Annotated in this window: 3 protein-coding genes; all 3 read right to left on the bottom strand. The window is 63.4% G+C overall.

What is annotated here, in order from left to right; all coding sequences use genetic code 11:
• Positions 1 to 2563: methionine synthase (gene metH / locus AC16JP_RS08025; RefSeq protein WP_484340091.1), on the bottom strand; the 2563-nt coding region annotated here is incomplete at its 3' end.
• A complete protein-coding gene (locus AC16JP_RS08020) occupies positions 2560 to 3615 on the bottom strand; it encodes a homocysteine S-methyltransferase family protein (protein ID WP_484340090.1) in 1056 nt (351 codons plus the stop codon). The genes AC16JP_RS08020 and metH, both read right to left, overlap by 4 nt.
• Positions 3612 to 4115, bottom strand: a 504-nt coding sequence (locus AC16JP_RS08015; protein ID WP_484340089.1) for a methylenetetrahydrofolate reductase, incomplete at its 5' end; no start/stop codon positions are given. The genes AC16JP_RS08015 and AC16JP_RS08020, both read right to left, overlap by 4 nt.

Genomic DNA, 4115 nt, shown 5'->3' with positions numbered 1-4115 from the left:
TGACGCCGCGACGGGGCGCATAGCCGGCCAACTGGTCCTCGCCGATCCGCGCTACCCCGAAATAGGCGCTTTTCGGATGTGCGAAATAAAACCCCGACACGGCCGCCGTCGGCACCATGGCGAAATGCTCGGTCAACTGGATTCCGGTCTCGTTGCTTCGCTTCAGCAGCCCGAACAACAGCCGCTTCAGGCTGTGATCCGGGCACGCCGGATAGCCGGGTGCCGGGCGGATGCCCCGATACTGTTCGCGGATAAGGCCGGGATAATCGGGTTCCTCCTTGGGTTCATAGCCCCAAAGCTCGGTGCGCAGGCGGAAGTGCAACGCCTCGGCCAGCGCTTCGGCAAAGCGGTCCGCCAGCGCCTTCAGCAGGATGTCTGAGAAATCGTCGTTGGCCGCCTTGAATTCCGCAAGCTTCGGTTCGATCCCGTGGCCTGCCGTTACGGCGAAACCGCCGATCCAGTCTTCCTCAGGGGATACAAAGTCGGCAAGGCACGAATTCGGCCGCCCTTCCCGCTTGACGACCTGCTGGCGCAACATCGGCAGCCGCGCCGTCATCGTTGAACGGGTTTCATCCTCGAATACCAGAATGTCGTCGCCGTCCCGGCGTGCGGGCCAAATCGCTGCAACCGCCTTTGCTGTCAGCCACTTTTCCTGCACGATGCGTGTCAGCATCACCTGCGCATCGTCCCACAGGCCGCACGCGGCTTCGCCTACAACCGGGTCTTGCAGGATCTGCGGATAGGTTCCGTGCAATTCCCATGCGCGGAAGAACGGCGTCCAGTCGATGAACGGCACCAGATCGGCCAGCGGCCAGTCATTCCACACCCATTCGCCGGTTTTCGCCGGGCGCACCGGAGGCTCGGCCGCGAAGTCGACGACAAGCTGGTTCGCCCGCGCATCGGCAATCGACGACAGGGCCGATTGCGTCCCCTGCCGCTTGTTGCGGATGTCGGCATATTCGGCAGCAATCGCCGCAGCGAACCCGTCCGCCTGCGTTTCCGACATCAGGCTGGAACAGACGCCGACGGCGCGGCTGGCATCAAGGACGTGGATCGTCGGCCCCGAATAGGCCGGGGCGATCTTCAGTGCCGTATGCACGCGCGACGTGGTGGCGCCGCCGATCAGCAGCGGCATCCGGAAGTCGCCGCGCTCCATCTCGGCGGCAACCGTCGCCATTTCATCGAGCGACGGCGTAATGAGGCCAGAGAGGCCGATCATGTCTGCCTTTTCGGTGCGGGCCACTTCCAGAATCTTCGACCAGGGCACCATGACGCCCAGATCGATCACTTCAAAATTGTTGCATTGCAGCACAACGCCGACAATGTTCTTGCCGATGTCGTGCACGTCGCCCTTCACCGTCGCCATCACGATGCGGGCCTTGGGGGCGGCGCCGTCCTCTTTTTCGGCCTCGATGAACGGCACCAGATGCGCGACAGCCTTTTTCATCACACGCGCCGACTTCACCACCTGCGGCAGAAACATCTTGCCGGTGGCGAACAGGTCGCCGACCACGTTCATCCCGTCCATCAGCGGGCCTTCGATCACTTCGATCGGCCGGTCGGCGGCCAGGCGGGCTTCCTCGGTGTCGGCAACGACATAAGCGTCGATTCCGTTCACCAGGGCATGGGCAAGGCGCTTCTCGACCGCCCATCCGCGCCATTCCTGCGTTTTGATATCAACAGCTTGCGTCTTGTTACTGAATCGCGGTGCAAGTTCCAGCAACCTGTCGGTCGCGTCGTCCCGGCGCGCCAGCACCACGTCCTCGACCGCTTCGCGCAATTCAGGATCGAGCTGGTCATAGACATCGAGCTGCCCGGCATTGACGATCGCCATGTCGAGACCGGCTGGTATCGCATAATAAAGGAACACCGAGTGCATCGCCCGGCGGACCGTTTCATTGCCGCGAAACGCAAAACTGAGGTTCGACAGCCCACCCGAAATCCGCGCGCCAGGACAGCGTTTTCTGATGGCGCTGCATGCCTCGATGAAGTCCAGCGCATAGCGGTTGTGTTCTTCGATACCCGTTGCCACGGCAAAGATGTTGGGATCGAAGATGATGTCGGTCGCTTCGAAGCCGTTCGCCAGCAGCAGGTCGTAGGCGCGCGCGCAGATTTCCAGCTTTCGTTCCGCCGTGTCGGCCTGCCCGGTTTCGTCGAAGGCCATGACGACGGCTGCCGCCCCATAGCGGCGCACCGTCCGCGCCTGCTCCAGAAACTGCGCCTCGCCTTCCTTCAGGCTGATCGAATTGACGATCGCCTTCCCGGCCACGCATTTCAGGCCGGCTTCGATCACGCTCCACTTCGAGCTGTCGATCATCAGCGGCACGCGCGCGATATCGGGTTCCGACGCGATCAGCTTCAGAAACGTGACCATCGCCCGCTCGCTGTCGAGCAGCCCCTCGTCCATGTTGATGTCGATGACCTGCGCGCCGTTCTCGACCTGCTCGCGGGCGACTTCCAGCGCTGCGTGATAGTCGTCGGCTGCGATCAGCTTGCGAAAGCGGGCCGACCCGGTGACGTTGGTGCGTTCGCCGATGTTGATGAAGCGGGCCGAGATGCTCATGCGAACACCGCCGCTTCGAGGCCGGACAGCCGCAGCGCCGGTGCGACGCCCGGCAACGCCCGTGGCGGCAACCCCTGCACCGCTTTCGCCATCGCCGCGATGTGTTCGGGCGTCGTGCCGCAACACCCGCCGACGACGTTCAGCAGCCCTGCCTTCGCCCATTCGTGGATGAGCTGGCCCGTGGTTTCCGGAAGCTCGTCGTATGCGCCAAAGGCGTTCGGCAGCCCGGCGTTCGGATAAACCATCAGCAGCGTATCCGCCTGTGCCGACAGCAACTGCACATGCGGCCGCAGTTCGGTGGCGCCAAAGCTGCAATTCAGGCCGACGGTAAGCGGCCTGACATGCGCGACCGACACCCAGAAGGCCTCGACCGTCTGGCCGGAGAGATTGCGCCCTGCAAGGTCGGTCAGCGTCATCGACAGCATCACCGGCACCCGCTGCCCGCGCGCTTCCTCGGCCTCCATCGCGGCAAACGCCGCTGCCTTGGCGTTCAGCGTATCGAACACCGTCTCGATCAGGATGAAATCGACTCCGCCATCCAGCAGCGCATCGATCTGCTCGCGGTAGATCGCCTTCACGCCGTCGAAATCGACTTCGCGATACCCCGGATCCTCGACCTTGGGCGATAGCGACAACGTCTTGTTGGTCGGGCCAAGTGCGCCTGCAAGGAAACGCGGCCGGCCGTCGCTCTTGGCCGCTGCATCGACTTCGGCGCGCAGGATGCGGGCGGCCGCCAGGTTGATTTCGCGCACCAGATGCGCGGTGCCGTAATCGCCCTGGCTGATGGCATTGGCGTTGAAACTGTTGGTCGCCAGAATGTCGGCGCCTGCGGCAAGATAGCTGCGCCCGATCGCGGCGATCGCCTGCGGCCGGGTCAGGTTCAGGATGTCGTTGTTACCCTTCTGGTCGTGCATGACGGTCAGATCACCGCGAAAATCGGCTTCGGCTAGGCCAAGGTTCTGGATCGCAGTGCCGTATGGCCCGTCTTTTACAAGAATGCGCTGGCTGGCGGCTGCACGAAAGGCAGCCTCGGCGGCGGATTGGACAATCATTTCGGGCGAACCCCCAGCATGTGACAGATGGCGTAGGCCAGTTCCGCCCGGTTCAAGGTGTAAAAGTGAAAGTAGCGCACGCCACCGGCATAGAGGCGGCGCACCATTTCCGCTGCGATCGTGGCCGCAACCAGTTGGCGCGCGTCGGGCTTGTCATCCAGCCCCTCGAACAAACGCTGCATCCAGCCCGGAATGTCGACGTTGCACGGCTCGGACATGCGCCGTGCGGCAGCGAAGTTGCTTACCGGCAGGATACCCGGCACGATTTCGGCCTCGATACCGGCGGTAACCGCCCGGTCGCGAAACCGCAGGAAAGTTTCCGGCTGGAAAAAGAACTGGGTGATCGCCCGCGTCGCACCGGCGTCTATCTTGCGCTTCAGGTGATCGATATCGGCCTGCGCCGACCCCGCTTCCGGATGGGTTTCGGGATATGCGCCAACCGACAGCTCGAACGGGTGGCGCGCGCGGATACCGGCCACCAGCTCGGCCGCATCGGCATA

The organism is Sandaracinobacteroides sp. (assembly GCF_057137845.1).
This window is presented reverse-complemented; position numbering and strand designations above follow the sequence as displayed.